The organism is Granulicella paludicola, from assembly GCF_025685545.1.
Lineage (GTDB): Bacteria > Acidobacteriota > Terriglobia > Terriglobales > Acidobacteriaceae > Granulicella > Granulicella paludicola.
Genome location: NZ_JAGSYC010000014.1, coordinates 1 through 24,149 on the forward strand (window position 1 = coordinate 1; position 24,149 = coordinate 24,149).

The 24,149-nt window shown below is 55.7% G+C and carries 18 protein-coding genes and 3 pseudogenes; 8 read left to right on the forward strand and 13 right to left on the reverse strand.

Annotated features, from left to right (window positions below; translation table 11 throughout):
- Positions 1–121 precede the first annotated feature (121 nt).
- Positions 122–319, reverse strand: a pseudogene (locus tag OHL14_RS00800) (DUF1738 domain-containing protein); the annotation flags it as partial.
- A 364-nt stretch (positions 320–683) separates the two neighbouring features.
- Here OHL14_RS00800 and OHL14_RS00805 point away from each other — a divergent pair.
- Both OHL14_RS00805 and OHL14_RS00810 read left to right on the forward strand, forming a co-directional pair.
- Positions 684–1,820 carry an IS481 family transposase gene (locus tag OHL14_RS00805; protein WP_263377402.1) on the forward strand — a complete coding sequence of 379 codons (1,137 nt, stop codon included), beginning with the start codon at positions 684–686 and terminating at the stop codon, positions 1,818–1,820.
- 355 nt (positions 1,821–2,175) lie between these two features.
- A pseudogene (locus OHL14_RS00810) lies at positions 2,176–3,340 on the forward strand (helix-turn-helix domain-containing protein).
- A gap of 81 nt (positions 3,341–3,421) precedes the next feature.
- On the opposite strand, the gene OHL14_RS00815 reads toward OHL14_RS00810, so the two are convergent.
- The 7 genes from OHL14_RS00815 to OHL14_RS00845 form a co-directional block, all read right to left on the reverse strand.
- The gene (locus tag OHL14_RS00815; protein WP_263377404.1) at positions 3,422–4,213 is read right to left on the reverse strand and encodes a shikimate dehydrogenase family protein; all 792 of its coding nucleotides are present in this window, start codon (positions 4,211–4,213) and stop codon (positions 3,422–3,424) included.
- Between the two features lie 73 nt (positions 4,214–4,286).
- Positions 4,287–4,682, reverse strand: a complete 396-nt coding sequence (locus tag OHL14_RS00820; protein ID WP_263377405.1) for a (R)-mandelonitrile lyase — start codon at positions 4,680–4,682, stop codon at positions 4,287–4,289.
- Between the two features lie 28 nt (positions 4,683–4,710).
- A complete protein-coding gene (locus tag OHL14_RS00825; RefSeq protein WP_263377406.1) occupies positions 4,711–5,691 on the reverse strand; it encodes an aldo/keto reductase in 981 nt (326 codons plus the stop codon).
- A gap of 50 nt (positions 5,692–5,741) precedes the next feature.
- The gene (locus OHL14_RS00830) at positions 5,742–6,116 is read right to left on the reverse strand and encodes a DUF2255 family protein (RefSeq protein ID WP_263377407.1); all 375 of its coding nucleotides are present in this window, start codon (positions 6,114–6,116) and stop codon (positions 5,742–5,744) included.
- 19 nt (positions 6,117–6,135) lie between these two features.
- Positions 6,136–6,630 carry a (R)-mandelonitrile lyase gene (locus OHL14_RS00835; RefSeq protein WP_263377408.1) on the reverse strand — a complete coding sequence of 165 codons (495 nt, stop codon included), beginning with the start codon at positions 6,628–6,630 and terminating at the stop codon, positions 6,136–6,138.
- A 26-nt stretch (positions 6,631–6,656) separates the two neighbouring features.
- Positions 6,657–7,508 (reverse strand): carboxymuconolactone decarboxylase family protein, encoded by an 852-nt coding sequence (locus OHL14_RS00840; RefSeq protein ID WP_263377409.1) that lies wholly within the window; start codon positions 7,506–7,508, stop codon positions 6,657–6,659.
- 32 nt (positions 7,509–7,540) lie between these two features.
- Complete coding sequence (locus OHL14_RS00845; protein WP_263377410.1) at positions 7,541–8,308, reverse strand: SDR family NAD(P)-dependent oxidoreductase; 768 nt, start codon at positions 8,306–8,308, stop codon at positions 7,541–7,543.
- A gap of 179 nt (positions 8,309–8,487) precedes the next feature.
- Between OHL14_RS00845 and OHL14_RS00850 the strand changes: the two genes are divergently transcribed.
- Positions 8,488–9,441, forward strand: coding sequence for an AraC family transcriptional regulator (locus OHL14_RS00850; RefSeq protein ID WP_263377411.1), 954 nt, complete (start codon positions 8,488–8,490; stop codon positions 9,439–9,441).
- A 69-nt stretch (positions 9,442–9,510) separates the two neighbouring features.
- A complete protein-coding gene (locus OHL14_RS00855; RefSeq protein ID WP_263377412.1) occupies positions 9,511–9,906 on the forward strand; it encodes a putative quinol monooxygenase in 396 nt (131 codons plus the stop codon).
- A gap of 687 nt (positions 9,907–10,593) precedes the next feature.
- Here OHL14_RS00855 and OHL14_RS00860 read toward each other — a convergent pair.
- A complete protein-coding gene (locus tag OHL14_RS00860; protein ID WP_263377413.1) occupies positions 10,594–11,694 on the reverse strand; it encodes an IS110 family RNA-guided transposase in 1,101 nt (366 codons plus the stop codon).
- Between the two features lie 237 nt (positions 11,695–11,931).
- On the opposite strand from OHL14_RS00860, the gene OHL14_RS00865 reads away from it, so the two are divergent.
- From OHL14_RS00865 to OHL14_RS00875, 3 genes and pseudogenes are all read left to right on the forward strand, one after another.
- Positions 11,932–12,474 carry a YciE/YciF ferroxidase family protein gene (locus OHL14_RS00865; protein ID WP_263377414.1) on the forward strand — a complete coding sequence of 181 codons (543 nt, stop codon included), beginning with the start codon at positions 11,932–11,934 and terminating at the stop codon, positions 12,472–12,474.
- A gap of 109 nt (positions 12,475–12,583) precedes the next feature.
- Positions 12,584–12,856: a GlsB/YeaQ/YmgE family stress response membrane protein gene (locus OHL14_RS00870; RefSeq protein ID WP_263377415.1), complete on the forward strand. Its 273-nt coding sequence runs from the start codon at positions 12,584–12,586 to the stop codon at positions 12,854–12,856.
- A gap of 1,156 nt (positions 12,857–14,012) precedes the next feature.
- Positions 14,013–14,231: pseudogene (locus tag OHL14_RS00875) on the forward strand (transposase); the annotation flags it as partial.
- 555 nt (positions 14,232–14,786) lie between these two features.
- Here the strand turns inward: OHL14_RS00875 and OHL14_RS00880 are convergent.
- The 3 genes from OHL14_RS00880 to OHL14_RS00890 form a co-directional block, all read right to left on the reverse strand.
- A complete protein-coding gene (locus tag OHL14_RS00880) occupies positions 14,787–15,092 on the reverse strand; it encodes a helix-turn-helix domain-containing protein (protein ID WP_263377417.1) in 306 nt (101 codons plus the stop codon).
- A 125-nt stretch (positions 15,093–15,217) separates the two neighbouring features.
- Entirely contained in the window at positions 15,218–17,410 is a 2,193-nt protein-coding gene (locus OHL14_RS00885; protein WP_263377418.1) for a polysaccharide lyase family protein, read from the reverse strand.
- A 264-nt stretch (positions 17,411–17,674) separates the two neighbouring features.
- Entirely contained in the window at positions 17,675–21,661 is a 3,987-nt protein-coding gene (locus OHL14_RS00890; protein WP_263377419.1) for a TonB-dependent receptor, read from the reverse strand.
- 312 nt (positions 21,662–21,973) lie between these two features.
- Between OHL14_RS00890 and OHL14_RS00895 the strand changes: the two genes are divergently transcribed.
- Positions 21,974–22,519 (forward strand): integrase core domain-containing protein, encoded by a 546-nt coding sequence (locus tag OHL14_RS00895; protein ID WP_263377420.1) that lies wholly within the window; start codon positions 21,974–21,976, stop codon positions 22,517–22,519.
- 265 nt (positions 22,520–22,784) lie between these two features.
- Here OHL14_RS00895 and OHL14_RS00900 read toward each other — a convergent pair whose 3' ends face one another.
- On the reverse strand, positions 22,785–23,654 hold the full coding sequence (locus tag OHL14_RS00900; RefSeq protein ID WP_263377421.1) for a hypothetical protein: 870 nt from the start codon (positions 23,652–23,654) through the stop codon (positions 22,785–22,787).
- Between the last annotated feature and the right edge of the window lie 495 nt (positions 23,655–24,149).

The following is a 24,149-nucleotide window of genomic DNA, read 5'->3' on the forward strand; positions in this document are numbered from 1 at the left end:
CAGCCGTCCATAGAGCCGTCCGCCTCATCCATACTGGCCGCCGTTCTCCATCGCGCGTCACCAGCAACGCCCAAACCCCTATGTTTATTGACGCCAGCGAGGTATAGCACTATGTCACTGCTTTCTGTCGGGCGATCTCTAGAACGTTGCCGAAAGAATAGTTGTGAAAGCGGCTCATCGCGGAGAGATAGTTTGTGAGGGCGTCGGACTTGCCTGCCTCCAGCTGCTCGATGAGGAGCTTGATATTCGCGGTGATCAGTTCCTGCTTGCTGAGTGGCTTCTTGCTGTCGATGATGTTGGTGGTGGCGTTGCTGCTCATGGCGTCTTCTCCTTGGGGTTTGGCTTTGGCACGTCCGCGTTGAAACGCGGCATGTACATGCCGAACGCCACCTGGCGAAGGCGGGGGTAGCAAGCGTCAAGGGGAGGGGTATCTCCCACCCTTGGAGAGGGAGTCGAAGGCGGAACGGAAAGGGCGGAGCGCAAGCGGAGGTCTGCACAAGCGCAGCGCGGAAGACTGCGGGAGACCCCTTGACGCGCGCGGGGGGCAGAGCCCAAGTAGGTACCGAGGACATGGTTTACACGAAAGACCGGAGACATCGTTTACAGATATGGAGGTCTGAGGGCTCCTAAGCATTGGTTGAACGCACGAAAATGCGTTTATGCCTTGGAAAGAGAGTCGTATTGTGGATCAGCGCTTGCAGTTCTTGTCGAGTTATCAGAAGGAAGAGATGTCTGTTACGGACCTGTGCCACGAGTACGGCATCTCTCGCCCAACCGCATATAAGTGGATCAAGCGATATAACGAAGTCGGGCCGGAAGGCTTGCTGGATATTTCGCGCAAGCCCCACGGCTGTGCTCACGCAACGTCGTTGGAGGTCGAGAACGAGATCCTTGCATTGCGCAAGCGCTTTCCATCCTGGGGAGCGCGGAAGCTGAAGGCTCGTCTGGAGAAGATGAACCCGAACGTCGTGTGGCCGGCGGCAAGCACCGTCGGTCAGATTCTGCGCCGGGCGGGACTCACCAACCCTGTTCGCAAGAGACGTAGAACGACCCCGTACTCAGAGCCCTTCGCCGAGGTCACCGCTCCGAATCAGCTATGGTGCATGGACTTCAAGGGATGGTTCCGCACTGGCGACGGGAACCGATGCGATCCCTTCACGATCACCGATGCCTACAGTCGCTATCTGATCCGTTGTCAGGCAGTGGCTCGCATGGATACTGCGCACGTCCTTGCGATCTGCGAGGCCGCGATGCGCGAGTACGGTGTTCCCGAACGGATTCGCACGGACAACGGAAATCCGTTCTCTGGACTTGGTGTGATGGGGCTTTCGCGGTTGTCGCTGAGCTGGGTACGACTTGGGATCGTGCATGAGCGCATTCAGCCAGGCAAGCCGCAGCAAAACGGCCGCCATGAGCGCATGCACCGCACACTCAAGCAGGATACGACCAACCCGTCGGCGAAGACCCTTCATGCGCAGCAGAAGCGATTCGATGAGTTCGTTCGCGTCTACAACCATGAGCGTCCTCATGAAGCTTTGCGGAACGAGACTCCAGGCAGCATTTACGTCCCGAGCTCGCGGCTCCTGCCACGGTACACGAAGGCTCATCAGTACCCAGCTCACTTCCAGACACGGCGCGTGAACGATGCGGGAGACATCAGCTGGCATAAGAGCAGGGTCTTTATCAGCGAGGTCTTCCGTGGTGAAGATATTGCGCTTGAAAAAGTAGAGGAGAACTTCTACCGAGTGTATTTCTGCTCTTTGGAAGTCGGTGAGTTCAATGTCGACGACATGCGATTTCGGCCCGGGCTTCGCCCATGAAAGCAAGCGTTGGAAATGCCGAGGAGTGGAAAGCATGGAAAACCATACAGCCGGTTTTCCACCCTTCCCACTCCCCTTGGAAATCCCTTCGGGATTCCCACATTCCCAACGCTTCGACGGCGACGAGATATCTTATTAAGACCGGGCCTAGCAAGCCATAACCCTGAACCAGAGCCACTTCCTCCGCAAGGGGCTTGTAAACCATCTCTCCGGTCCAAAACGTAAACAGTGTCCCGCTTCGCTCACCCATGAGCGTACTTAGCACTTGCGTTACGAAATAGACCGGAGACATGGTTTACAGCGAAGCGCGACGCTAACGGACACGCGCCGTTGGGGTGACACACGACGATGGTGTATGCCCTGGAAAGAGAGTTGTATCTTGGATCAACGTTTGCAGTTTTTATCGAGTTATCAGAAGGAAGAGATGTCAGTGGCGGACCTGTGTCGCGCGTACGGAATCTCACGTCCAACGGCCTTACCGCTGGATCAACCGTTACAACGAGACCGGACCCGAAGGACTCGTGGATCGCAGCCGGCGGCCACATACCTGTTCGCACGCAACCCTTGAGCCGATGGAGAACGCTATTCTTGTGCTCCGAGCCAAGCGTCCGTCCTGGGGCGCACGCAAACTCAAGGCAAGGCTGGAAATGTTACAGCCAGAACTGGTATGGCCTGCAGCCAGCACGTTCGGAAACATCCTGAGCCGGGCGGGCTTGACGAGTCCACAGAAGAAAAGAAAACGCATCACGCCTTGCTCAGAACCGTTCTCAATGGTCACAGGACCCAATCAGCTGTGGTGCATGGATTTCAAAGGCTACTTCGTGACGGGCGACGGCAAGCGATGCGATCCGTTTACGATAACCGATGCGTATAGCCGTTATCTGATTCGTTGCCAGATCGTCTCGCGCATAGACCTTAGCCAGGTTCGCGCGATCTGTGAAGCAGCTATGCGGGAGTACGAAATGCCAGCGCGAATCAGGACCGACAACGGCGCGCCGTTCGCGGGCACGGGGCTCATGGGACTTTCGAAGCTCGCGCTCGGCTGGATGAAGCTGGGGATTGTTCACGAGCGGATTCAAGCAGGCCGACCGCAACAGAACGGTCGTCACGAGCGCATGCATCGCACACTGAAGGAGGACACGACGAAACCGCCTGCGTCATCTCTTCGTGCACAGCAGAGCCGCTTCGATAATTTTCGCTACGTGTTCAATAACGAGCGTCCACATGAGGGCCTGAACAACGCAGTTCCGGCCAGTCTCTATCATCCCAGTTCTGTCCGACTGCCACGCAAATTGCCGGAGTTCAAGTACCCCAAAGGGCTTCTTCTGCGAAAAGCGAATAACAGTGGCGACATCAGCTGGCACAAGACGAGAATCTTCATCAGCGAAGTATTCCGCTTCGAAGAGCTCCCGCTTGAGCTAACCACACCTGGGTTCTACAGAGTTTACTTTCGAGACCTCGAGGTCGGAGAGCTGAACGCGGAAGAGCTTCGTTTCAGGGCGGCACGAAGAGTCTTCTGATCCTCAATGAGTGCATCGGCCTGTTCTCGTCAGATGAGTTCGGCATCGCTCAACACAGGCCACGAGGGATGGTGTAAAAGATCACTGCTTCTGCAGCAGAAACTCAAGCATCAAGTCCAATCCAGCGTCGACCATCCCGGAGCCGTCGGCTGTTTTGCAGCCGGCGGCTTGAGCGGCCTCCAAGAGCGGTGTCTGTCCATGTCCCGCGACCACATCTCCAACAAACATGGATGCGGTGAGGAGCTCACTCGAAACAGGCAATGGATCCTCTGGATGCATTCCCATCGGCGTTGTGTTGATGACCATGTCGAAACCTGTGGGATCAGGCGGGCCGGATGCCACTTGACCGCGATGCGCCAGGAGCTTAACTAAATCCTCCGCCTTCGCGGTATCGACATCATGAAGGATCAACTCACGAATCCCTGCATCCAGCATGGCAGCCGCGATGGCGCTACCGGCCGCCCCTGCTCCAATCTGGAGGACTCGCGCGCCCTCGACCGTTGCTCCAGCCTTCTTCTGGGCCTCGACGAAAGCCAGGCCATCAAGCATGTCCCCATGCCACGAACCGTCTTCGTTACGCCGAACAATGCTGACCACTTGCAACAACTTCGACGTCTCAGAGGCCGTCGCGCAGTGTTGAAACATGGTGCACTTGTGCGGCATGGTCACGAGCAGCCCTCGCACATTGGACACTGGAGCGATGCCCCGCAGCAGGTCGCTGAGTGTGCCCTCCGGGGCAAGCATCGGCACGCAGGCACCGTTGTGTTTGCGCTCCGCGAAATTCGCGGTGAGACGTTGCGGTGACTTCACAAAGCCGATAGGGTCACCAAGAATTGGATACAACTGTGTTTCGCCACTCAGTGATTCGAACAAGCCAAAACCTCCTACCCTTCAGCTACCGCAATCGACACCATTGCGGTAGCTCTTGCTCTTTATCATGAACACTTCACTGCGCGTACTGTTCGTCCGTGACGGGTTCAAGCCAGTCGACTGCCTTGCCATCGAGTACTTCCGTGATGGCGATATGTGTCATGCCAACTTGAGAGGAGGCGCCGTGCCAATGCTTCTCGCCAACTTCAAAGAAGACAACATCACCCGGTCTGACTTCTTCGATGGGGCCGCCTTCGCGCTGAACGAATCCAAGTCCCTGCGTGATAATGATTGTCTGACCTGCAGGGTGTGTGTGCCAGCGGGTACGTGCGCCGGGTTCGAAGGTGACGATGCCGCCGTTCGAGTGCCGTCCGCCATCCGGCGGAAACAGGGAGTCAACGCGGACATTGCCGGTGAACCAGTCTGCGGGGCCAACCATAGAGGGTGTGGTGCCTACTCGTGTGATTTTCATGATGTCCTTTCAAACAGCTTCATTGTGATTACCAGGCATACGCTTGAGGAGCTTCTCCGCCCGGTCCGGGCCAGATCTCATCGAGACGCTTGAGCGTGTCTTCAGAGAGCTTAACGTCCAGCGCATGAAGTCCTTCGGTTAGCTGTTCTTTCGTTCGCGGCCCCATGATGGGAGCGGTTACGGCAGGATTATGCAACAACCAGGCCATCGCCACGTCAGAGGGCTTCTCTCCAAGTTCCTCGCAGAGGTTTTCGTATGCCTCCAACTGAGGGCGTAGCTTCTCAGTCTCTCTGCGCTTTGACGAGCGACGACCATCCTTCGCTTTCTGCAATACGCCGCCGAGCAAGCCGCCGCCAAGAGGGCTCCATGGGAATAGACCAAGCCCATAGTATTTGCAGGCAGGGATTACCTCCAGTTCAATCGTGCGAGCCGTCAGGTTGTAAAGGCTCTGTTCCGATGCGAGACCCATGAAGTGCCGGGCCTTTGCTTCGCTCTGGGCCGTCGCGATATCCCAACCTGCAAAGTTGCTGCTGCCCACATAGAGCACCTTGCCTTGTTGCACTAGCAGTTCCATCGCCTGCCAGATCTCTTCCCACGGCGTGCGGCGATCGATGTGGTGCATCTGGTATAGATCGATATGATCTGTCTGCAGACGGCGAAGACTGTCTTCACAGGCTTTGCGTATGTGGTACGCAGAGAGTTTGCGGTCATTCGGCCCCAAATCCATCGGCTGATACACCTTGGTGGCAAGAACGATATGCTCCCGTCGTCCACCCTGGGCGAGCCAGCGTCCGATGATCTCCTCGGACACGCCATACCCCTTCTCGATGTCAGGCTTCTGCGGGCCACCGTAGACGTCTGCTGTATCGAAGTGGATGACGCCCTGCTTCAATGCCTCGTCCATGATCTCGAAGCTTGTCGCCTCATCCGTGACCATTCCGAAGTTCATTGTGCCAAGTCCGAGCCTGCTGACCTGTAAGCCTGTTCTTCCTAGATATGCGTACTGCATGGAATACTCCTTCGTTTCGGTAACGCGTGCGGCTTGAGTTCAGAGAATCGCTAGGGTCTCGGCAGGATGCGTATCGTGGCCACACGCGCGCGGTCACCGATCATCGGGTTCAAGTACGGGCTGGACGCGTACTTCAAGCGATACGCAGCGTCGATCTGATCGTTGATCTCACCCTGCACCTTTTCGAACGAGACATCGTTCGTCGTGCCAGCTGCAGTGATCTGTCCGGCCTTCTGTTTTGCTGCCGCTTGATACCAACGTGACGACGTTCCGTTATAGGCCCGCACATACAAGTCGCCATCGGCCACCACAGACCATATCCATGTCGGCGTGCCAGTTGTTGTGCCATCTTCGCGGAACGGAGCGATATGCAGGTCGTCTGTTGTGGCGATCTCGTGAAGCCGTTCCTTCGTCCATGCACTCATCCTTTACCTCCAAGAACTCTTACTTGCTGCCGTTATATTGCTGGGCCGTCACAGGCTCAAGCCAGTCCACTGCATTGCCATCGAGGTTGTCCTGAATCGCGATGTGAGACATAGAGGAATCAGGAGCGGCTCCATGCCAGTGCTTCACATGGGCTGGGATGATGACGACATCCCCGGCGTGGACAACCTGGATTGGACCGCCGTCCATTTGGACGCGTCCCGTACCAGCGGTGATGATGAGGACCTGACCGAGTGGATGGGTGTGCCATGCGCTTCGAGCTCCCGGAGCGAAGGTCACGATTCCGGCAGAGACACGCGAAGGTGCATTCGCAGGGAACAACTGTTCGACCTTCGCTGTGCCGGTAAAGAACTTCGGTGAGCCATCGACCACTGGCCGCACACCGGCATGGCTAATGGCAAGGCTTTTCGAAGCGTCAGGCGTCGTCGCCGGACTCTGAGCAAATCCTGTCACGCATACGAGCGGCGCGAGCATCACGAAACGTAGGCTTTTCATAGATTCCTTTCTGGATTCGCGCCCAGCTATTTCTGCCGCTTTTCGAAGACATCCTTCACCACAGGCAGAGCTGAAAAGGCGCATGGCCACCCCGCGTAGAACGCGATGTGTGTCAGCACTTCCGAGGCCTGCTCCTGCGTCAGGCCGTTATCCATTGCGCGGCCAAGGTGATAGGGGATCTGCGCCGTCTGCCCGTTCGCGATAAGCGCACTTACCGTCACGAGACTGCGATCGCGTGGCACCAGAGCGGGGCGAAGCCAGAGATCGCGGAAGAGCAGATCCGTTGTGTTCTGCACAAGACCCGGCGAGGTCGCGCCGAAGTTGTTTCCCACCTGCGTTGCACGCTGGTTCTCTGCTTCCTCATTTAGGGGGAGCAGGTTGCCCTGAGCCGCTGGGAGCTGATCCACGCCGATGCTGCGGGCATCGAAGAGTTCCTTCGCGACCACGACTGCCGCCATCGCATTCGGCCATCCCGCATAGAAGGCCAGATGAGTGATGATCTCGGAAAGCTCTGCAGGCTTCACGCCGTTGTCGAGCGCGAGCGCGAAGTGATGCGACATATCTACGGACTGAATACGGGCGATTAACGCGGCCACGGTGACGACGCTCCGATCACGCGGTGAAAGCCCTGGGCGCTTCCGCAAGCCATTCAACAGTGGACCCTCTGTGTAGTGAGCCAATGCCAGTGAGACTGTTTGAACATCGCTCATCGTCAAAACGCTGGGAAGTGCGCGGTGTTGAGTTTCTTTGGACATTTCATTCTCCAGAGCCCATACGGGATCAGACTGCCATAGCGCCAGAATGCTCGCTGCCAGCCCAGCCTTGAGGATGTAGCGCCTTCCAGCATCGGTCGGCACTCCATTCGGTTCTTCGGCCATATCACCAAGTGTGATCTGACTCATACGAATGCCTAGCGCATCACATAGCCACCATCGACGGAAATCGACTGGCCGGTAATGTAGCTGGCTGCATCACTGCACAGGAAGAGCACGGTGTTGGCGATCTCTTCGGGACGGCCTTCCCGCTGCATGGGAACGAACATCTCGCGCATTGTCTTGAGTGCCTCACCCTGCCCACCGGCTTCCATTTGATCGGCCATTGCCGTGCGGATAAGACCGGGGCAAACATCATTCACACGGATACCGCGAGTCGCATACTCAAGGGCCGCGCTCTTGGTGAAGCCGATGACGCCGTGCTTTGCTGCGTGATAAGTTCCACGCTGATTGCCGCCGACCAAGCCGCCCAGCGAAGAACAGTTCACGATCGCGCCGCTGCCTTGCTCACGCATCACCTGCAGCTCGAACTTCATGCAGCTCCATACGCCACGAAGATTCACTCCCATGACGCGGTCGTAATCGTCGCGCGGCGAGTCAGCGGTTTCAGCAAGTACGTTCTGAATGCCTGCATTGTTATAGGCCGCATCCAGGCGTCCGAACGTCTTCACTGTCTGCTTGACCATCGCTTCGACTTCGTCGTCCTTCGAGACGTCGCAGCGGATCGCCAGCGTCTTGAATCCTCTATCTGAAAGCTCTTTGGCCGCTGCCTGAACAGCCTTCTCGTCCACATCCGCCAGAACAACGGCTGCGCCAGATTCTGCGAAAGCCTTCGCCGTTGCAAAGCCCAGTCCAGATGCCGCGCCCGTAACGAGCGCTACCTTGCCTGCAAAAGAAATGTTCATGTCTCTTCCTCTCGTATCCGTTTCTCTATTTCGGCCCGTTCGGCCGACTTCGAGGTCAAGATCAAGCCTAGAGAGAGGGGCGATCCTTTACTTACCCAATCCTGCCGATTGTTTGCACAATCCTGTTCTGTCCTAAAATTTGTGGCAAAACGTACTACCCTTGATCTGGGAGCCCTCAGATGCCTGATAAGAAGAAAAACGTTGCCCTTGGCAGCCCAGCCGTACAGGAAGCGAGGCGATCCCTTGCTCGTCGCATCGCTTCGATTACGGGGGGTGCAGGCGAACATGTGACTGCAATTCCCGGTGTTGTTCTGTATAACCGTGACGAGCCGACGCCGTGCTACCGAGCCTCGTATGAGCCCAGCCTCAGCATTTTTGTACAAGGGCGAAAACGCGTCATTCTGGGGGAAGTTGAATACGTTTGCGATCCCTCGTCGTTTCTTCTTTCTTCGATCGACGTGCCTGCGCGGAGCCAGATTGTGGAGGCATCAGAGAAGACGCCATTGCTGGTGATGTTCCTGCGATTCGATATGCCGTTGGTTCGCGAGGTCTTGACCCGCGATGATCTGCCGGAACCGGAAGTCAACTCGCACCGTCAGGGGCTGGCAGTGGGCGAGACCACCGTGGACCTGCTGGCTGCGTGCCAACGTTTGCTCGATCTTGTAGATACGCCAGCGGACATCCCGTTTCTTAGCCCGTTGATCCAGCGTGAAATCATCTACCGTTTGCTCAAGACACCTCAGGCTGGCCGCCTCCGCGCGATCGCGACAAGTGGGGACCTCGTGCAGCGAACGGCACGAGCCATCTCCTGGCTACGCGCCAATTTTACAAAGCCGCTCAGCGTGGAGGAACTTGCCATCACAGCGCGCATGGGCGTCTCCACACTTCATCATCAGTTCCGGGCCTTGACGTCCATGAGTCCGTTGCAATACCAGAAGATGCTCCGGCTGCAAACTGCACGGGAACGCATGTTGATGGATGGTCTTGATGCGACCACCGCCGCTTATGAGGTTGGCTACGAGAGCATCAGCCAATTCAGCCGTGAATACAGCCGTTGCTTTGGTCTCCCGCCGATCCGGGACATCCGAGCACTCAAGTCAAACGGTCTGATGACTGAGGCGCGGGTCGGATGATCTCTCTGCAGGCGACCGAATTGCCAAAAAGCAATAGCCTCTGATGACTTCATGTCGCCAGGAGGAACCATGTTTCTGAAGCGAATCATCTACGGCGTCCTTCCATTGGCAGCGTTCGCTGCTTCCATCCTTGTACCGCCGGGGTATGCACAAGTGACTGAACAACGCATCGTGAGAATCGCAGAGCTGGAGATTGATCCGAGTCAACTGGCGGCCTATAAGGCGGCACTCAAAGAAGAGATTGAGGCGTCGATCCGGCTGGAGCCCGGAGTGTCAGCTCTCTATGCCGTGTCGGTGAAAGATCAACCCAACCAAGTTCGGCTCTTCGAAAGTTACAGCAGCCAGTCTGCATACGAATCGCACCTCCGGACGGCCCATTTTCTGAAGTACAAAGCCACTACGCAAACGATGGTGAAGTCGCTCACGTTGATTGAGACTGATCCGATTCTTCTTGGCTCAAAATGAAACGCTATCGTTATAGGACGGGCCATGGATCCGGCTACGTGCTTCTCGGGAGCGTGTGCATTGGTGTGTGCTAGGTCGCCAAAGCACTCATCGACAACAATAACGACGAATATTCCTTCCGAGTACGGCCCATTACGCTGGTCGATGTAGCCGTAAAAACTCAGCGTCGCCCGGGCGAGAAGCAGGCCATGGAAATGACAGAGTATGGAAAGCATGGAAAGCCAAGAAGCCGGCTTCCCACCCTTCCCACACTCTTTGGAAATCCCTTCGGGATTCCCACATTCCCACGGCCTCGACGACTAGATAGTTGTCTTTTCGTACCTCCTCAACTCAAAACCATCGCCACCGCAAGGGGCTTGTAACGGATGTCTCAGGTCCACAGCGTAACGCATGTCCCGGTACACTCACCCACTAGGAAGGTCTGGTTCCGCTATCGCGTGCAGCAGGCACGCCAAATTACAGGGTGGGCGTTGCGGGAGGAAGCCTCCCGCTTCCATGAGAGGGCTGCCCGTTGTCAAGACTTAAGAGTTGCTGACCCGCTTCCATACGCACTCTGATCAGTCAAAGGACTGGGTGCAAAATGGGGTGCGTCTCCCAAATCTTGTCTGGTGCTGCAGGCTGAGGAGCGGCCTCAAAGGCCTAGCGGGACGCCGCAGTCACCACACATCGTCATACTTGTTCAACCTGTTAAGCTGGCAGCAGTCCGGGTTGCGACGGGACTACGCTTTCCGGAAACGGACAGTACAGCTCTCCGTTGCTCCAGAGGCAATGAAGTAACACTGCCAGCTTCCGCGCGACCGCGACGAGTGCTCTTCGCTTCGCTGGAGGACCCGCTTGAGCCAAGCCTAGGCCCCAACGCTTAAGAACTGAATCTGGACCTCGACTGAGAACGTACTGAGCGCACTCCACAAGAAGCCCACGCAAATAGTTGTCCCCGTTCTTGGCGATGCCAAGTTCAGGGTTACGTGATCCGCTCTGTCGTTGTCGGGGTCTTAGGCCAAGAAAAGCGCCTGCATCTCGGCTCGTCGAAAAACGCTCCGCATCACCCAAGGTCAAAACGTAGGTTAACGCGGTGACGGGCCCGACCCCGGGGACGCTCCGTAATAGCGTAGTCGCCTGGTACTTCTCCTTCGAGAGTTGCTCAATCCGACGGTCCAGAGCACGCACTTGCTCTGTGATTACAGCAAGCGACTGATAGAGGGGCCTTAACGCTTCCCGCAATGCCTCTGGCACCGACTGCCAGCTGGTGTTGTGAAATGCGTCCGCATCGGTGGCTGGAAGACGAGCCCCTACAGTCTTGACCACGCCCCGCGCCGTGTTCACCAACATCGTTCTCGCTCTAACAAGCTGCGCCCGAATCCGTATGACTGACAGATCTTCCTGCTGCTCTTGCGTGCGGTGCGTGATCGGGAAAAGCAGCTTCGGATCGACTCGGACGACTCGGGCAAGAGCTTCTGCATCGTTGGCGTCGTTCTTCGAAGAATGCGCCGTGCCACGCCACCTTGAAGGGTTAGCGACCCACACGATGCAGCCGGCCTTCTCAAGTGTCCGGCTGATCCACCCAGAGTGAGTTCCGTTCTCAATCGCAACTTGCACGCCAATCCAACCGGCAGCGAGTTCGGACAGATCTTCAGCCGTGGTCTTCACTCGTCCTCGTTCAATCACTTCGCCTGTCGATGACAAGGCGCACCAGTGACTCCAACGGTCACCGAGATCCACGCCAACTGCCGAAACTAGCTCTCGTGCCGCTTCCTTCGCGATCGACTTCAACTTCTTCGCTGCCTTCATGCCCTTGCCCTCCCTCGTGAAGTGGACTACCACTTCAGCCTGCCACATGGTTGGCAGCACTCTCATCCCATCTGAGGTGGGTGGCGAAAGACGCGTGAGCGGCTGCAGCCAGGGAGGAGTGAAACTCCTCCCCCCTCAAAAAAAAGCATCGTCTCTGTTTTCGCGGAGAGTGCTACCGCTTGCAAGGCCTGGCGTGCATCTTACTTCTCGGTCTATCTAGACCACGGGAGGCCACACATGGCTTTGAAGGATGTTCTGCTCGATGAGCTTCGCGATATGTACAGTGCGGAAAACCAGCTGGTGAAGGCCCTGCCTAAGTTGGCCAAGGGCGCTGAAAGCCCGAAACTGAAGCAGCTCTTTTCAGCGCATCTCGAGGAAACCAAGGGCCAGGTGGAACGGCTAAAGAAGGTCTTCGCCGAACTGGATGAAAAACCCACCGGCCAGCACTGCAATGGTATGGAAGGCGTCATCGAAGAAGGCAAGGATGCGCTTGAGAAGGATGAGGAAGGAGCTTCTTTCGACGCTGGATTGATCGGAGCCGCACTGAGAACGGAGCATTATGAAATTGCCGGCTATGAGGCGTGCATTTCTATGGCAACCTCTCTCGGCCTCACAAAGGTCGTGAAGCTACTCAATGCGAACCTGAAAGAAGAATTGGCTGCCGCCAAAAAAATTATGTCTGCCGGCGGTCCGATCCTGAAGCAAAGCGCTAAGGAGCCGGAGGCTCCGATAAAACCGAAGTCGGGTAAAGAAAAGTACTCGGCAAAGAAGAGCAAATAGGATGAAGCGGAAGCGGCACCTTCTCTCTAGAGGAGAAGTTAATGTGGGTCGGCTGATAAAGCCACCCGGAACGTCGATTCACAAATGTCACGAACCCCTAGGAGGCAGTATGGGACACGGAATCATTGCCTGGATCATCATCGGTATCGTTGCAGGCTGGCTGACGGGCAAGATTATGAAGGGCTCCGGATTCGGAGTCCTTATGGACATGGTGATCGGACTCATCGGAGCACTTATCGGAGGATTCATATCCTCTCACCTCGGTATGGGCGGAGTCGGAGATCATGGCCTGATCATAAGCATTGTCATCGCAGTGATCGGCGCCGTGATTCTCACGTCCCTGGTGCGTCTTGTGACCGGAAACAGATCGGCGGAGTTGTAAGTTAGGAAACGGTACTGGATCACATCATCACGTGAAGGCCAAGAAGGGGACGCCAGTAGGCGTTCCCCTACCTCCTCCATGCGAAAACTTCAATATGAGGCTGACACTCAATTTTTATTTGCGGTCAGGCGCCCGTCTAAACGGTATGGAACGGGAGCGACTGCTTCCAACGCTGGCTCAGCCGAAACATTGAGCCTGTCCCTTATCCAGGTCGACCGCCTGTGAATATATCTCCAGCGTGATCCCGGAGGTTTTTCTCGCGCCACCGATAGACCCAAACATCAGGTCCCGTGTTTCTCTTTTCTCTTGTCAATGAGCCTTGCTGATACCGGTCACGCCTGAGCGTGAAAGGCTGTTTCCGAATCTTGGGGTTCATGCTACCGTCCTTTCGGGTTCGGCGGCACATTTAACACCTACGCGCTGACATCCAAACCGGAATCTCTGAAGGAATAAGAAATATCTTCCGTGCGGAGAAGCGGCGATGAGGGATCTTAACCGCTCGAGCCCATCGCAGGATGGTCGCCCAATGTAATGGAACGACTTTTGAGAGTTCCCGTGCGGTGAGCGGTTTCTCAATCGGCGGTGAAGAGGCAGAGGTTTCAAGCGGGGGGTTTTCATTCGGCACCTCGAATCTTTGGCAGCGCCAAAGCTCAGGAAGGGGGCCTCGGTTCCGATGAAGCCCTAAAGATTTGAGCTCCTTTGTGGGGAGTTTTCTTTCGTTAGGCACATGGATCGATGAATCGCTTCGATGTGCCCGAGCAAAATTGATGGATGCGCAGGCCATAAGAGCAGCCAGGTGTCCTGGAGATCTTTCAGCGACGACGGAGAAACTTTGGAATCGTCAAGAAAATCTTCGCGAGTCTGGGGTGACCGGTCCACCGCCTCAGAACCTCAATCGCAATCCGCGAGCCTATCGATCTCTCGTTCGCGTTCGCGCAAAAAGCGGAAGATCGCTTGCCTGTCTGAGAGATAAGACACGCGGCTCCTCATGAATCTCGCCCGCCAAACCTAGGAGTTTCCAGGCGTTTCCGATGGTCAAGGTAAAGGAAGACCACGTAAAAGCTGAATATTTGTGGATGGTACGGATGATGAGGTCTTTAGGATAGTCAGCGGTCAGTTGTACAGTTGACAGGCTCTCGCCGTTTGCTATGCTGGCGTGTTGAAGCAGGCGCAGGTGGGTGTCCCTGTGGCTGAGGTAATCCGGAAGGCTGGGATCAGCGAAGAGACGTTCTACCGATGGAAGGATAAGCATGCTGGCCTGGAGGTAGACGAGGTTCGGAGGATGATGCAGGTGCAAGAAGAGAACATACGCCGGATGCAGCTGATGGCGGAGCTAACGCTGGACAAGGCGATGTTGCAGGATGTGCTCTCAAAAAATGGTGAAGCCTTCACGGTGTGACCGATGGTGGAGGCACTAATGGGGTCGTATGGCATAGCAGATTGCCATCCTTGAACGACAGAAAAAGCTCGGCTAAGTCAAGGATTTGACGGTGTACGCTCCAAGCCTCCACACCAGCGAGGATGCCCGCTGGGATTACCGAATTATCATCGTTCGCGCTTCCGCCGATCCACCTCCGGGCCACTTGGAAGGAGAGCTTGTCAGGCAACGCTTCCCGGATCAGATCACCTTCAAACGCGAAGAGAATCGTCGTTGGGCATGAGGAAGCATCACATGCTTCCTTGTAGAATCGTCGAAGGCAGGCTGGGCTGCTCCCGTCGGATTACCCGTCGGAAGGAGCCAGCCCAAATGAAAGTTTTCGCGCGTACGTTGCGCGTGCAGAGTTGCCGTGAGGTATGCGAGAAGAAGGGCGCAGAAAAGGACTGTCGAATGTCTTGGATTCCTTTGGGTAGGGACTCTTAACATTCAAACTTACGATAGGGCCTGCATCTGCACTCGGGGATTCTGGTTCGGTCGCCGGCTTGAAAGTTGTTATTCCGAAAACGATGACCATTTATAGAGAGACTGCTGGTCACGAGCAACGTATCTTTTGGCAACCAGTGTTCTTACGATTCGGTACACGGTCGACTTCGCGATGCCGGTTGTCTGATGTATTTCCTCTAGCTTCAGTCCTGTATCTTTGGCACGAAGTACCTCAATGACTTGTAGGGCGTGCCAGAGGACAGGCACGATGTATTCGCGATCCTCTTGATACTCACGTTCGCGTAGGGGATCGACATGCGCCCCTTGCAGACCCGTTCGCTTTTTGCGCTTAGGTTTACCAATCTCATCGGTCATGGAACTCCTGGACTTCATTTGAGATCAATTACAACTCTTGCCTTCGGTATCTTTAGTTTTGTGCCTGGATACTTCAGCCGCAGGTAACAGGGCGCGAACTCGGGTGACGAAGCGTCAAGGGCTCATCACCGCAACCCTTGGGAAGGACTGTCCTGAAGGCTTCCATGTAACTTCCATTCGCTGGCCTCATTCAACTCAAGTCTGATGTAGTCCCAAACGACCCCAGTTGATAGTTCACCCGCCGGTACAGTGAATGTGAGTTGGTTCACGCCAGCATGAAGAAGTGACGCGTCGAACTGTAATGTGCGTTGCTGCCAAAGACCTTGATCAGTGTTGTATCGGATAGCGTCGGTGTTGATGAAGCGGGCATTGATGCTGCTCGATCCATCACCAAGCGAACCAACCTGCTGACCATTGAGGGAGATCGGCAGCCCCTGTCGGAGTCCGTTTACGCCGGCGAATGCCACACGCAAAGATGCCGTCCCATGAAGCGGCTTATGGGCATTGAATCTGACGGTCCACACCGTCGCATCCCCATGCCCATAGACTGCCCAGGGACCTGTCTGGTTTGTCTGGGGATACTGCGAAAGGGACTCTGCCTTGACCCAGCCAAACCGCTGGTTGGCTGGGTCTTTCGCCTCAGGATTCACAAACGAGAGGTTCGTCGCATGCGGCACCTCTTCGAAGAACCAATCTTTCTTTGGATCGCTCTTGCCAACCGTGTAGGTCAAATCGCGTGGAAACAGCAGTGCATAGCGCAGGTTCCAGCCCCATAACCAGTAGTTGTTGCCATCACCCTTGAAAAACTCGTCCGCTGCACGGTCGGGACAGCCGATCTCCCATAGCTGACGTCCATAGCGAACCGGCTTCCATACCAGTTTACCGAGGTCAACCGTCTTTCCTGGTTCAACAGTGACGTCCACTTGGTCAAACTCACCAAGCACACCGTCAGAGGTCGCATGCAGTGTGTATTTGCCGGGGCGAACCTTTGTGATCATGAACGCCCCACTTTCTGATCCATCGTTGAAAAACTGGTAGAAACGCGCATCGTGCATCCAACTGCCAGGTCCTGAATTCAATACGGCGAAGGCACGCGGGTCAAAACGCGAAGAGGCACCTGCTGGTGGGGGAGCAGGCATGGAATCTGCCGGTGCGTCCGGGTGCGTCAGACCTACAATCAGATGTGGCAATTTCTTCGATGAACCTGGGGGCGCCAAAGGATCTTCCAGTACGAGCTGGCCGACCACGGTTCCTCGTTGGGAAAGCGGCGTGTAGTCGACGCCATTCACCCATCCATAGGGCCACTTCGCACTTTCCTTCTTCGCTTGCAGCAATGCGTCCTGCCATAGCGCATTAGCGTTCGCAGACCAGCTCTCCGGCACCGTCGGATTTCCCTCTGTTGATTCGAGAATCTTGAGTTCGGCATCACTGGTAGGCTTTGGGTGCTCCAATGCATTCGCGTAGATGAAGATAGGACCGACAACTTTGGTCCAATCCTCTCCAGCAGCGATGCGTGTAGTCGCTCCTGCATAGTGACCGCTATGCCAGTAGTCAAGGATGATGGGTTCCGGGTCGTCGTTATCGCCAAAGTGAGCGTCGAGATCTATTCGCGTCGGACCACCGGAGAGGTACTCCGTAGAAGGATTGATGAACCACATCCCGACATGGTTCTTTGTGCTCGACCATCCATAGGCTGGGGTTTTGTATTGCATACCGGAGTAGCTGTACTTATGCTCGACAGAATTCTTGTAGACTCCCTTGCTCATGATGCGCTGCTCTTTGGCATGAACGACCACACCGGTCCCCCAATCCGTTGGTGCAGCTTCGAGCATGTTGCGATCTTTGTCGACAGTGATCCAATCGAAGGACTGGTTCAGGCGCGTGATGTATCGATCTTCAGCGCCGGTGCCTGCAGCAGGATATGACGTCGGATGATTGAAGATGGCGTATACATAGATACCACTATCCCCACGACCGAGCGAATAACGAATCTCCATATTGCAGAGCGTGCCACCTCCAGGAGCATTGCGAGTGAGCATGTACGTTCCGTTCGTGATTCCCTTCACGGAAACCTCTGCCCGATCGCCATTGTGGGTCGCCGGATCGATCGTTACCGTATTGGAAACCTGAGGCGCTCCAAGCGGAGTGTGCTCCCATGTACCTCCGCTAGCCGCCAACATCTCCATCCCATGAAAGACGAATGATGGCATGAAAGCGTTGTTCTTCGTGATGGTGGCTTTCACGATACCGTTATCCATCGTCCATGAGCCGCCGTTGTCAATTAGCGTTACCGGCGCGTTGACTGCAGAAGACGCCACGGGCGCTGCGAACGCTGCCGCGCAAGATACGGCCACTAAAGCTAGGACGCCAGCCATACGCAAAGAGGCAGTCCGTGAGAATTTCATCATGCTTTCTTGACGAATGCGAGTCATTATTTGTTCCGAACGGTCTTGAATTATGTGTCCTCGATATCGGCGCCCACGCAGCGAAGGCAGGTCACGCGAGAGGGGTTTCACGAGTGATACTCCAACTAGAAACCCCACGCCAACAAGCGCGGGGTTTCTGGGCAGTACTGGAACAGGTTAGAACTGGATGCGACCAGAGAACTGAAATTTACGTTGACCGCTTTGGCTACTAAGGCGACCGAATCCGGCATTTGTTGCATTCGCAGAACCATCCGCATTCGTAGGTCCAGGCGAAGGTGTGCCTGGAGCTACATAGGTTGTGTTGCCGTAGGGTGCAAGCTTGTTTGTGGAGGCGACGATACCTGTCGCTACAGTCTGTGTTTGAGCGATGCTAAATGTGACTTTGTTTGTGACGTCGAAGGCGTCTGCGCGGAAGACGAATTTGACACGCTCGGGCGTTATGTTGAAAGTACGTTGCAGGGCCATGTCCAAGTTGTAGTGGCTGGGGCTCCAGAGGCCAAGGAAGCGTGGAGCATCACCGATCATTGTGACGGGGGTGCCGCACTTTGTGGGAGTAGCGTTGCACGTCGCGGAAGCAGGCAACGAGTAGTAGTTGATCTCTTGAAAGGCTGTGGGATCCAAGTACTGCTTTGTGCTGAAGTTAGCGTAGGTAACACCGTGACCACCGAATCCGCCATTCTCACGGATTGAGCGTTCTCTGCCGGGAACGATGTCGGGCATGCAGGTACCTTGCGATGGCGCAGTGCAACCCGAGCCCACAACGTATATCGGAGTGCCGGAGTTGTACGTAAAGATGCCAGCAGTCTGCCATCCCCCGAGTAGGTTACGAATCGCCCAGTTGTCCCCACCGATCTTATTCTTGCCAAAAGGAGACTTAGCGAGACCATAGATATTGAGATTTTCTGGTGTGTCCGTAGCCACAACGTCGCGATCGGCACGATTGTTTCCCGGGATAGCGACGCCATTGGACGACGCCGCAGCCGGCACATAGAACGCGCTGCGTGTCGTTCCGTCATCGCCAATGTTCCGCGAGTAGGTGTAGTTGAGAGTGAAACTTACCCCTTTGAATTCGCGCTGCTTCAATGTGACCTCAAAGGCGTTATAGGCAATATTCGCGATATTGTCCCACTCGGGAGCAGGTGGAGCAGAGTACTGCGGGTAGGGACGCAATGCGCGCGCGATGGTGGCGGTGCTATTTGACGTACCAGTCTGCAGATACGTGGGATATGGTAAAACGACCGAAGACGACGCACGCTGCGCAATCGCAAAGTTTGCAGCGTTGGCGGGCTGGCTGATGATTGGGGTTACACCGTCGGTTCCAACTACGGGACCAAGCTGTGGCAGAACCGCTGGATTGATCTGCCCCGACCAAAAACCAGAGACGCCAGCTCCGGCGACGAAGTGCGACTCGCTACCAGAGTAGCCCACGGTGAGGGTGAGGTCCTTAGTGAGTACCTTCTGCATAGCGACGTTGTAGAACTCAAACTCCGGCGCGCGCCCGGAAAGGTACGGGTCCGCATAACCGGGTGCTGCGCCTGCGGTTACATACGTCCCAGCGGAGTTGAGGTAGTCACCCGTATCCAGAGTGAGCGACGAAGCTGCTGGCCCAGCTGGTGCAGGGATCGCATAACCGGGGCCACCGAAGTTGGTGTTAGCAACACCAGCCGTGGTGAATGCTGTGCTGTTGTTGAGATAGTACGACGGAGCGGCTGCTACGCCCGTGTTGATCGCGGTGGGCAAAATGATGCTGGAACCGAAGCCAAGTTGACCCGCGCCCGTCGAATCACCTGCGCGCCCGCCGACACCGCCAGCGCGTGAGTAAGCCATAGCGAAGCCAACCCGGAAAACCGTCTTTGGATCGGGAGCCCACTCCATGCCGAGACGCGGGCCAAAGTTTTTCCAGTAGGTCTGCACCGGTGTCCTGCATTGGCAGCTTATAGCGGAACCGCGACTACCGGCGTACTGAAGCAGGCCCATATTGCCCGTAAGAGGATTGGTCTGGTTGGGATTGAAGAAGCTCCATCGATCCTGAGCCTCATGGTAAGGAGGCAGGTAATCCCAGCGAAGTCCGATATTGAGCGTGAGGTTTGGCCGAATCTTCCAGTCATCTTGGAAATACGGTGAGACCGGATGATAGCGGCCCGCCGTTTCTACGAAGAGCGGCACGGAAGTAGACCCGCTGTTGACTGCGCCGAGCAAAAAACTGGCGTACGAATATCCAGTGGTAGAGCTCGAGAGCGTATTGCCCGCAAAATTTGCGGTGGAAGTGCCTGCGAAATTCTGGATGTATACACCAGAAGGCGAGCTCTGGGACGAAGTATTGTCTTGCAACCACTGAGTCTGAATGCCAAAGGTCATGTTGTGCTGTCCTTTGGTCCAAGTAAGGTTGTCGACGATCGTATAGGCATTGGGAACCACATTGTGACTGGCATCCGCGGCACCGTTCTCGGTCCAGCCAGTCTGTGCTGTGGTGAACGCAGAGGTAGTGCCAAAAGCGCTACCGGGGAAGTTTCCTGAAGCCTGTCCAACCGGCAGACCCGAAATGCCCGCATCCGTGGCGCTGAATCCTGCGACACCATCCGTGGGCGCGATAACTGGCTGCGGAAAGCGCGTGAAACCGTACTTGAACTGGTTGACGACATGCGAGGTCAGAGGAACGGAATGCTCAAAAATCAGCATCGTTGGCGAGATAATGGATGTCGCGCCACTGGTATAAGGCACAGGGAGAGCTGCTCCATACCCAACCGACTGTCGCACGCCATGTGAGTAAACAAACGAGACACGCTGACCGTGATTGAGGTCATACGCTACATTGAAGACCAATTCATGATTGTCATAGCCAGATAGGCCTCCCTCTAGGTAATTGCTTACCGTTCCAGCAAGATTCGGCGTCGGGAGAAACTTCTGTTCATACTGAGAAATCGGAGAAACGTAGGTAGAAGGGATAACGTTGGCAGTTGGAATTCCATTGACCAGCCCCATGAAGGGCGTACGTGAACAGCTTGCGCTCGTGGTGCAAACGTTGGTCAGCGGATTGTAGATGTAGGTCCCGCCGCCAAGCTCTGTGAAATTGCCCTGCCTCATCAGTGGAGTGGGAAGTGTGAAGGTTGCAGGCTGAACTCCCTGGCGACCATGGAACTTGTCGTAATTTACGAAGAAGAAACCACGATGGCGCGTGAATGGAATTGGCCCGCCTACTGAAGCGGAAAGTTCGTTCTGATGTTCGACGGGCTTGCCAGCTGGAACGGTCGTAATCACGCCATTCACCACAGAGCTTGTCGTTGATTGATTGCCTGCGAAACCCCAGGTGTCGAAAGCCGTGTTGCGAATAAGATCGACCACTTGTCCGTGATACTTGCTGCCGCCGGACTTGATGCTGAAACCGATGGCTCCTGCGCCCTGATATTCAGCGGAAGGGCCGGATGAAATGATCTGCAACTGATCTACTGATTCAACGGGGATGCCATTAACCACTACGCGATTATCGCCCTGTTGGTTGGCCGTCGTTGTGGGGATACCGTCGATGTACACCTCAGCGAGGTAGTTCCCCGTACCTGAGAAGAGCGGCGCACGGCTACCCGCCTGCGCGCCAGGTGCCAGCGTCGCGAAGGCAGTTGGATCACGCTGCTGATTGTTCATCACCAAGGGCAAAGACTCGTAAGTCTCATCGGTAATGACTGCACCAACGGTAGCCGATGTAGTCTGCAGAACCGGCGGGGCTTCGGTCACGGTGACAACCTCGTTATCCGAACCGAGCGCAAGCTTCGTATCGAACCCAGTCACATTGAGACCGTTGACCTCGATATTTTTCTGGGTGAAAACCTTATAACCAGGTGCTGTGATCGTGATTGTGTAGAGGTCAGGTACGAGCGGAGTAAGGCTGTAGAGTCCCGCCGAGGATGTAATAGTCTTCGTGATTACGCCGGAAGCTTGGGCCGTAGCGACGACCTGTGCTTTGGGAACAAGCGCCCCACTCGGATCAGTAATCGTGCCTTCGAGAGCACCTTGGCCCCCCGTCTGCGCAAAAGCGGTTACACCGCTGCACAAGAGAACGAGCAAGCAAAATATTGCGGTAACGCTGAACAGGCAACGTGGCGGCACGTCTCCATGCCCATCGGCGTTCGTACTGAAACTCAGATCCATGTTTCTCCCTCCAGAGTTACTTTCAAATGTCTATCGAGGCGCGACATGAACAGTAGGGCAGACAACACGAATCTGTCAATAGGAAACTTATTTCCCCGTGAACACATACATTTGCCGCGGCTGAGGAGCTCAATAATCGCTAGCTCGTATCTGCGTGGTCGACTGCAAAAAACATCGCTGAATCTAGAATCCTCACAAGGCAATCCGAACTTTAAGTCGCTCAGCTTACCTAGTCCGCAGAGGAAGAGAAGACGCACCACGCCCCGGTCCGAGCCGTCTTCTCTGGTCACGGGCCCGAATCAGCTATGGTGCATGGATTTCAAAGGCTACTTCACCACTGGGGACGGCAAACGCTGTGATCCGTTCACCATCACCGACGCGTATAGCCGTTACTTGATTCGATGCCAGATCGTCTCTCAAATGGACCCCAGCCAATTCCGGGCGATCTGCGAGGCAGCCATGCGAGAGTACGGGATGTCAGCACGCATCAGAACCGATCACGGCGCGCCGTTTGCGGGCACAGGGCTACTGGGGCTGTCAAAACTCTCACTCGGCTGGATGAAGCTCGGGATCGTGCATGAGCGCATTCAGGCGGGCCGACCGCAACAAAACGGTCGCCATGAGCGGATGCATCGCACGCTGAAGGAGGACGCGACGCAACCGCCTGCGGCACCCCTTCGCGCACAGCAGAGTCGCTTCGATAGCTTTCGCTACGTGTTCAATAACGAGCGCCCACATGTGGGCCTAAACAAACCAAATGGCAGCAAGCCTTTACACCCCCAGCTCCGTCCTACTACCACGCAAGTTGCCGGAGTTTACGTACCCGAAGGGCCTAGTCCTGCGACGGGTGAACAATAGCGGCGATATCAGCTGGCATAAGAGCAGAGTGTTCATCAGCGAGGTATTCCGCTTTGAAGAGTTGACCTTTGAGTTGATCACACCAGGGTTTTATAGGGTCTTCTTCCGAGACATGGAGATCGGGGAACTCGATGCGGAAGAGCTTCGCTTTAGGGCTGCACGGCGAGTGGTCTGAGTCTGCCGAGCCTGTTATCGCTTAGTAATATTCTCTGCCCGAACGCGTTTTCGAACGTTGGCCATCTTGCAGGTACTTGAGGCGTACAACTTACGGTACGAGCTTCCAAGTAATCTCCCGAAGGATGGTCTTAGAAGATTCTGGGCCGCACTTTGTTAGCTCGCGGTCGGTGCAAGTTCGCACTGCGAGCACGACCGGATTGTGCATTGCGGCTGAGAGCATGTGGCCATCGCCCGTGTCCACGACAAGCCGAACATCAAATGTCTCTCTACCAGTCTCTGCAATAAACTCATCGCCCTGCTTCGAAACCTGGACGAAATTGTTGGGCGTGGTCGTCGCCGCCCCTTGCATCCACTTCGCAGGAAGCTGTATGTGGAGTGCCGGAGGTGGGACATGCTGGATTAGTAGTGTCTCCGTGTGTTCGGCCAAGTTTGCGGACTCTACTTTAAGTGAGAAATCGACAACGTCCTGGCCAACCAGAACATAATGCCCGTCAGCCCACGAATTAGGCGTAACGCGCGGCACGTACGCGGTCTGCCCTGACTGTATCAAGTTCGCCCGCATTGCCAGAAGCAGATCGCTGTAGAAGGTCAGTGTGTCTGTGATCGGCCCGATCATGAGAGGTTGAACCACGGCCAGATTCGGCATTTTCATGTAGGAGGCCGGGTCGTCCAGAGAAACAGTCTGCCTCAGAGCAAGGCTCGCGGGAGTGAGTGATTGCTGAGTGCTCGATGTAAGGTCAGACCAGCTAATCTCTTCATAGTACCGGCCACTTGTTGCGTCGCGTTTCACTACGTCCGTAGCCTGAATGCTGTATTTACGGCCATCGTTATCGCCTGTCATCAAGTAGTGTGAGACCGCTCCCTCCACATAGCGGCGCTGCCGGCTGCCCGCTTGCGTCTCTACCTGTTGAGCCACAACGGAGGACGCAAACAGAACTGAAGCAACAACAAAACTCAATGGCAGCCATCTCAACGCGATGTCCTCCGAAGCTCTCCAAGGATTTTATCAACGACCATCCGTATCGATGAGCATCTCGTGGCGAATGCGGCCCCGGCATTTTGATCTATCCAGCATTGCGAAGGAAAGCAGGCCATTGACATGACAGAGTATGGAATGCATGGGAAGCAATGATGCCGGCTTCCTACCCTCCCCACACTCTTTGGAAATCCCTGCGAGACTTCCACATTCCCACCGACTCGCTATATCTTTTTCGCGCTCAGTCAAGGCGAACCACCGCCACCGCAAGGGGCGTGTAACGGAGGTCTCGAGTCCACAACGTAACGCATGCACCGTTACACTCACTCAATTCCTAAGAAGGCTGGTTTCTGCTTTCGGCGTGCAGGATGCACGCCGAATACTAGGAAGGGCGTTGCGGAAGGCATAGGTCCGCGGAGATGGGCCGTGGAAGACGCGAGAGCGGCTGCAGCTAGGGAAGAGTCTTCGGCCCTTACC

What these genes read in the sequence shown, in the direction of transcription:
- OHL14_RS00820 (WP_263377405.1), bottom strand. Translation starts at nt 4,682, where the DNA reads ATGAAAATCACACGAGTAGGCACCACACCCTCTATGGTTGGCCCCGCA.
- OHL14_RS00825 (WP_263377406.1), bottom strand. Translation starts at nt 5,691, where the DNA reads ATGCAGTACGCATATCTAGGAAGAACAGGCTTACAGGTCAGCAGGCTC.
- OHL14_RS00830 (WP_263377407.1), bottom strand. Translation starts at nt 6,116, where the DNA reads ATGAGTGCATGGACGAAGGAACGGCTTCACGAGATCGCCACAACAGAC.
- OHL14_RS00835 (WP_263377408.1), bottom strand. Translation starts at nt 6,630, where the DNA reads ATGAAAAGCCTACGTTTCGTGATGCTCGCGCCGCTCGTATGCGTGACA.
- OHL14_RS00840 (WP_263377409.1), bottom strand. Translation starts at nt 7,508, where the DNA reads ATGGCCGAAGAACCGAATGGAGTGCCGACCGATGCTGGAAGGCGCTAC.
- OHL14_RS00845 (WP_263377410.1), bottom strand. Translation starts at nt 8,308, where the DNA reads ATGAACATTTCTTTTGCAGGCAAGGTAGCGCTCGTTACGGGCGCGGCA.
- OHL14_RS00850 (WP_263377411.1), top strand. Translation starts at nt 8,488, where the DNA reads ATGCCTGATAAGAAGAAAAACGTTGCCCTTGGCAGCCCAGCCGTACAG.
- OHL14_RS00855 (WP_263377412.1), top strand. Translation starts at nt 9,511, where the DNA reads ATGTTTCTGAAGCGAATCATCTACGGCGTCCTTCCATTGGCAGCGTTC.
- OHL14_RS00860 (WP_263377413.1), bottom strand. Translation starts at nt 11,694, where the DNA reads ATGAAGGCAGCGAAGAAGTTGAAGTCGATCGCGAAGGAAGCGGCACGA.
- OHL14_RS00865 (WP_263377414.1), top strand. Translation starts at nt 11,932, where the DNA reads ATGGCTTTGAAGGATGTTCTGCTCGATGAGCTTCGCGATATGTACAGT.
- OHL14_RS00870 (WP_263377415.1), top strand. Translation starts at nt 12,584, where the DNA reads ATGGGACACGGAATCATTGCCTGGATCATCATCGGTATCGTTGCAGGC.
- OHL14_RS00880 (WP_263377417.1), bottom strand. Translation starts at nt 15,092, where the DNA reads ATGACCGATGAGATTGGTAAACCTAAGCGCAAAAAGCGAACGGGTCTG.
- OHL14_RS00890 (WP_263377419.1), bottom strand. Translation starts at nt 21,661, where the DNA reads ATGGATCTGAGTTTCAGTACGAACGCCGATGGGCATGGAGACGTGCCG.
- OHL14_RS00895 (WP_263377420.1), top strand. Translation starts at nt 21,974, where the DNA reads ATGGATTTCAAAGGCTACTTCACCACTGGGGACGGCAAACGCTGTGAT.